Genomic DNA, 6,821 nt, shown 5'->3' on the forward strand with positions numbered 1-6,821 from the left:
CCAGTGCACCTGGAATCTGCTGAGAAGTAGATTCCAGGTGAAAAAACAAACAATCTCAGGGTTGTTTTGGTCAAATTCAGGCCCGCACCAGAAAATACTGATACTGCCGTAGCGATTGTTGAGTTATTCAGACGTTCCCTAACACTGTTTACGCAAGAGTGATACCAGCCCTTATTCATCCGGTGATCCAATAAATTGCGGGACCGGTAGACCGGCCATATAAGATTTCGTTGATTGCACTGGTGTTCCAGTTGGTACATTTGGTTCCACCCTCTCTCCTTATATTAAATGCCTGGAATAGATATTTTTAAATCCAGACTTTTTTTGTGGAATTTCCAGTTGGCATAATAACGAGGCTGTGAATAGAAAAGTCCGTTTAAACATAAATTTTCAAAACGAAGGTGTAATTTATTTGTAATCCAGGTTGAAAAAAGCGACATACAGGTGAAGTTTTCCATCTTTTTGTCAAATAAGTAAAAAAAAGATTGAAACGACAGGTGGTTCTCAGATAGATTTTCCTCAAGAGATTTGTTGATGGCTGTTTTCTAAGAAAGTTAAAGTTTTCAACAGCAAGGAATAAAATATTTATAGAATATCTTTTAATTATTTTATCAATAAATCGCTATCTTTTAAGAATAGAATTCCTTGTGAATGTGTTAAATTTCAGGGATCCATAGAAGAAGTACCTAAGTCAATATATCCGCTAAAAATAGTAAGGGAGTACCAAGTAATTTGCCATGACGGCGAGCTCTTTGCATATTTGTCCTGTCAAATAAATTTATAAATTACAGGCTGACTGGTAATTCGCCTTAAGCCAAGTGGATCGTAGTCGGTTGGGTGACACGATTAACTCGGTGTGAGAAAAATACCGCCATAGATTAAGTGGGTTATCGAGGATCGAGGGATATCTATAAGAGCGGTGAGTGTCTTTACAGAGGTGGCAGGCCATAGGGCTGTCATGTAATAAGGAAAACGCGCACGAAAAGTAGGAGTAATAGGGTTTCGCCAGTTATTCAGATTTTCGCACCTTTTGAAAGGTGTTTTGCGTTACGGGTTAAAGATGTTTTAGGTCGATGGGATTATAGGAGCTCTTGCGTGCTTTGCACGCCAAATGATTTGGCGGTTGGTTAAAGAAGAATAAAGGAAAGGAAATATGCGCAAATATTTAAACTTGTCCAGCTGGGCGGCTGCCGCTTGGCTGGTGAGCTTGATAGGCCTACCAGAGAAAGCGATGGCTGGTTGTGAACGGATTAATGAGCCTGGCATACCACTAATAGAGACATGTTCCGTTAGATTGCCAAAAACTTTCACTCTGAACTATTCCAATCGTGAAGCGACTTTAGTATGGCAGGCTTACGATTTGAGTCTTTATTTTTATAGGCATGAGGACAACACAATAACCCAGCATCTCAACGGAAGTTCGACTACAATTGATAGCGATGCTCCGTACAGTGGCTCCAGGACCGTTAGTCTAAACCAGGATGGCAGCTATCGTTTTTGCTATAGTGCGACTGGATATAATGGTCCAAAGTACTCGGATAGGCCGCCTTCTGGAGAAATTAAAACAGTCAGCACATGTCGTGACGTTGCCGTCACCTCGACGCCGCCGACCCTATCCTATCCGAGCCTGGACAGTGATGGTGTCTATACCATCAGCTGGTCTTCCAGAACCGGTGCCGATCGCTATGAACTCTATCGCCGCCTGAATGGGGGCTCCTGGAGCCGTATCTATAATTCCAGCGGCACCAGCTTTAGTGAAAGCGGCCGCTCCAACGGCGATTACCAATATCGGGTGCGGGCCTGTACGCCCGACATGTGCAGCGGGTACAAAACCGGTCACACCATGGTAGTGGAGCTGACCCCATCAGTACCGGCCTCGATCAACGTGCCCACCTATGTGTCCTCCAGCAGTGCCAGTATAAGCTGGGCTTCCAGCAGTGGCGCCACCCGCTACGAACTGCAGCAGAGCAAAGATGGCGGCAGTTGGCCGTCCGGCCCGACTTATTCCGGCAGCGCCACCAGCACCAGTGTCGGGGGCCTGTTGCACGGCAGCGTCTATCGCTACAGAGTGCGTGCCTGCAACTCCACTTGCTCCGGTTACCAATATAGCGGTGATCTGGAAGTCTACTTCCTGCCCGGCACGCCCAGTCCCAGTGTCTCACCCGGCACCAGCCTGAATGGGCAGTACACCGTCAGCTGGAACACTATGCCATTTGCCACCAGCTATCAGCTGGTAAGAGACAGTGGCACAGTGGTTTATTCCGGTGCCGGTCTGAGCAAGAGCTTTACCGGTATCGGCAATGGCAGCTACCGCTACAAGGTGCGGGCCTGCAATGCCAAAAACAGCTGTTCCGCCTATTCATCACTGGTCACCGTAACGGTGGACCGCGACGTGAATGTCCCGGCACTGTCGGTAGCACCGGCCACCAGTATTGACGGTACCCTGACCCTGAGCTGGACAGAGGTGACGAAAGGCGGTCTCAGTGTCGAATATCAGGTGGTGAATGGCGCCAATACAGAAATCTATCGCGGCACGGCCCTCAGCCATCAGATCAGTAATTTGGGCGATGGCAGTTACTGCTACCGGGTGCGGGCACTGACCGCGACGGATCAATCCGCCTATTCAGCGCAAGCCTGCGCCACCGTGGCCCTGCTGCAGCCACCACCGGCCCCGGCCTATATTACAGTGCCGTCCTCCACCGGTGAGTCCTACAGCGTCAGCTGGCCGTCGGCGGCCAGGGCCGACAGCTATCGGCTGCAGCGGCGCTTCAACGCCGGGAGCTGGGTAACCGTATACAATGGTAGCGGCCGCAGCTACAACTACAGCGCCACACCGCCGGTCTACGGCACCCACGATTACCGGGTGCAGGCTATCAATCAGGCGGGCAGCTCGGGCTACAGCGGCATTTATAGTGTGACGCTGGAAGTGGATCCCACGGTACAGATTCGCAAGCAGCTCTACTACAACGAAGCCGATGCAGTCCCGGCCCAGGACGAGAATCCGGCCCAGGGTATCTACTCGCGGGACAAGGCCGCCTTCCGCTACCTGGATCTGATGTACATTGTCGACGCCAATACCAATACGGTGATCAACCGTTTTGCCAGTGGCAATGCGACAGCGGCTTTCTCCACCCTGTACGATACTGCCGAGCGCGACCGCGCCAGCGATGTGGAAACCTTTATTTTCGAGCAGCTGACGCAGTACCCGGACAATGAGAACCTGCAGCGTTTTACGCTGGATGTCTATTACGATCGCGCGGTGGCAGAAATGATTCTGGCCAATGAAGCCCTGGACGAGGCCCGTATCAGCCGTCTGCGCAACGAAGCTGTGAGTGTTGAAGTCGGACACCTGGACACTGCCCACCAGCTGCTCAGTGATGCCCTCGAACAGTATGATTCACTGCTGCAATATGTGCCGCAGTTCCTGGTGCAATGGGGCCCTTCGCGGGGTCAGATCAGCCCGCGTTACTACGACCCCAACGACCTGGCGCAAAAGGACGTAACGCCGGAGAACTTGCTGTTTAGCGGCTATAAGGACATCACCATGCTCTATCAGCTGATGAGCCGGGTGGCGAGCACCAAGGTGCAACAGGCGCGGCTGGCAGTGGTGGCGGGACAGACCAACACCACAATACTGGCGCAGATGATGCAGGAAATGGACACGCTGCGCAGTGAGCTGGTCACCCGGGAAACGGAATTGCGGGCACTCTTCCCGAATACCGACTTTACCCAGGTATCGGGTTTTTCCGGACTGCCCGAGGCGGTATCCGAATGGCAGAGTCATATTGGCGATCTGGAAAATGCCGTGAGCTGGCTTGCTGGCGAGACCAATATTCTGGGGCTGCCGCACGATGCCACCTTGCTGGTGCAGGGCTACGGTATCGATGGCAATACCGAGTTTGACTCCTTTAATGCGCTGAGTGATTTTCTGGGCAATAACACCAGCGGTCCCATCACCTCGGCGGAGAACAGCCTGGCCACAGCCGAGACCAGCTACGACAACTACCGCCACAATGCGGATACTTTGGCCACCGAGTACACCGACCGGCATCAGCAGTTGGGCAACTGGCTGTTCAGTTTACTGGGTGTGGATTTCCCGTCCGACTGTTTTGAGGAAGCCTGTGTCATCGTTAGCGAGGAAGCGCAGGAAGGCAGTGAAATCTCGCTGCAGTCCAGCAATATTGATATCGCGCAAATCGCCCTGGATCGCAACCTCCAACGTATGGAGGATCTGCTCGCCGCGATTGAAATTGAAATCGAGCGGCGCGCGGCGGAAGAGGGGATCGTCGATGCACAGTCGAAGATTATTCTGGATTACGGTTCGCAGCAGGCCAGTATCGCCCAGCAGATCGCCAAGGTTCGCCAGAAAGCGGAAAAATCCAGACAGCGGTCGGGCTTTTTCAAGGCGGCGGTTGGAGCTGTGGTGGCCGTTTACACGGGTAATTGGGCACTATTGGCTCAGGCGACAGAGCAGGTGATGGAGAACCGTCGCAATATCAAAACCATTAAAGAAGTCGGCAAGCTGGAGGCGGAGAGTGCCCGTCTGGCGGCAGAGGAGCGGGCCGCACTGAATGACACCACTAACCAGTTGCTGGATGTACAGAGTAAGGCGCGGGTGCGCAATATGTGGCTGGAGGCCAACACCATCGCCCTGGATATTGCCCAGTCGGAAGCGACACTGGAGCAGGAGATCGAGCGGTTGGCGGGTATGCTCAACCAGGCACAGCGGGTGGTAAACCAGATATTTACCGCCAACAGTGACCTGGCACAACGCTATTTTGCCGATCCGATTCACGGCAGCCGCCTGACCACAGATATGTTGCGTGCGGAGCGGCATTTTGAGGAGGCGCAAAAGTGGCTGTTTTATACCACCAGTGCGCTGGAGTACAAATGGCAGGAGCCCTTTATTGGCCCCGTCAGCCGTGCCCGAAAAGAAGCCATCTACACCCTGCGCAGTGCGGAAGAACTGCGGGACTTCTACAGTGAGTTGGTGTCCTTCGACCAGCTGCGCAATCTCAGCGGCACCCAGCAGGCTACAGACACCTTTTCCATCAAGGACCACGTCTTTGGTTATGTGGACGATATTGGCGGCATTGCCCAGACCTATCCGCACCCGGATCCCGTCCAGCAGGGTGGTCCGGAGCTGAGTCCGCAGGTGGCTTTTCAGGAAAAGCTGCGCCTGTTGTCGCGGACCTTTGGTGAGGATGTCTGGATCACAGTGGAGTTCAGCAGCGCCAAGGAATTGCCGCGCAGCAACTTCTTCCTGGGTCCGGTAGTGTCCGGCAGCGGTGACCTGGCCTGTCTGGCCACTGGTGGCAACTATCTGGACAAAATAGAGACCATTGCACTCAATGTGCCCTTGCTTTACGGCGCCAGCAGTGAGACTGAAACACCGGCCTACCTGACCTATGGCGGCACCAGTTTCCTGCGCAGCAAGACGCCGGGAACATTAGTGGTAAACGCGGAGGGTGAAGTTGGCATCCAGGACGAGTTGATCACCAATAGCGCACGTTTTTGGGATGTTGTGGAGGGTACCCAACTGGCGTTCCGCAATAGTTACCGCGTGTCTATGGCGGCGAATCTGGATGTCTTTAACAGTGGCTCCGGTTCCAGTTCCACTGTGACCAGTGTGTTTAAGGAGCGCAGTGTGGCCGCCACTGGCTGGAGGTTGTCGATCAAGCTGGCGGATCGTTTTGGTCCACTGGTGGATATCGATGCTATGGAAGATATAGAGCTGATCTTCAACCACCGTTACAAGAGCAGGAATATAGATACCTGTGGTGGTGGCGGTGGTGGCCCGCTTTCTGTAGATCCTGTTAGCGAATAATAAGAGATACGCGCCGATCCAATTTGGATCGGCGTATAGGTACCTTTATGAATTGTGAAAAATTGCTTACCGTAACTTTAAACTTCTTGTTTTCTAGAAGACTCGGGTGAAAAAATGTTTACAAAGATAAAAATAATCGTCGTGCTATCAGTTATATTTTTGAGTGCTTTTGCGCATGCAGACTCTCTGTCTGGTCCAAGCACAGATACCGATGGGGACTATTCCCTGTCATATAATCCCGTGTCTCCGCTAGGGCTAATGAGTGTATACTTAAAGGAATATAAAAATGGTCAATTTATACGTTATATAGACTTGATTGCGGGATTTTCTGTTGATCCCTATTTCCAATCGATTTCTGTGTCCTCTGCAGGCGAATATTTTTATGAATACTGGCATAGTTACTGTGAGCCTGACTTTATAGAACCTGATCCTGAGCCAGTTACTTCATGTCCGGCCTCCAGGTATAATGTCGTAAACCTTGGTACCCATACCGTTAACGTAATACTGACACCGGAGACTCCGAGTATTAGTTACGGTTCTTTTGATACTGATGGTTCTTATTCCATCAGTTGGTCCTCCAGTACTGGCGCCGGTCGTTACGAACTCTATCGCAGCTTCAATGGTGGCTCCTGGAGCCGTATATATAATTCCAGCGGCACCAGCTATAACGAAAGTGGTCGCTCTAGTGGTAATTACCGGTACCGGGTGCGGGCTTGTAATACAGATACAGGGCTATGCAGTAGCTACGGAACCGGAGGAACCATGGTGGTGGAGCTGACCCCATCGGTACCGGCCTCGATCAACGTGCCCGCCTATGTGTCCTCCAGCAGTGCCACCATAAGCTGGGCTGCCAGCAGTGGCGCCACCCGCTACGAACTGCAGCAGAGCAAAGATGGCGGCAGTTGGCCGTCCGGCCCGACTTATTCCGGCAGCGCCACCAGCACCAGTGTCGGGGGCCTGTTGCACGGCAGCGTCTATCGCTACAGAGTGCGTG

At 52.3% G+C, this 6,821-nt stretch carries 2 protein-coding genes; both read left to right on the forward strand.

Features of this window, described 5'->3' with window-relative positions:
* The first annotated feature begins 1,360 nt into the window (after positions 1-1,360).
* The gene (locus AB1S50_RS18540) at positions 1,361-5,827 is read left to right on the forward strand and encodes a fibronectin type III domain-containing protein (RefSeq protein WP_367152685.1); all 4,467 of its coding nucleotides are present in this window, start codon (positions 1,361-1,363) and stop codon (positions 5,825-5,827) included.
* Positions 5,828-6,589: 762 nt separating this feature from the next.
* Positions 6,590-6,821: hypothetical protein (locus tag AB1S50_RS18545; protein WP_367152686.1), on the forward strand; the 232-nt coding region annotated here is incomplete at its 3' end.

The sequence above is a fragment of the Microbulbifer discodermiae genome (genome assembly GCF_040742695.1).
Lineage (GTDB): Bacteria > Pseudomonadota > Gammaproteobacteria > Pseudomonadales > Cellvibrionaceae > Microbulbifer.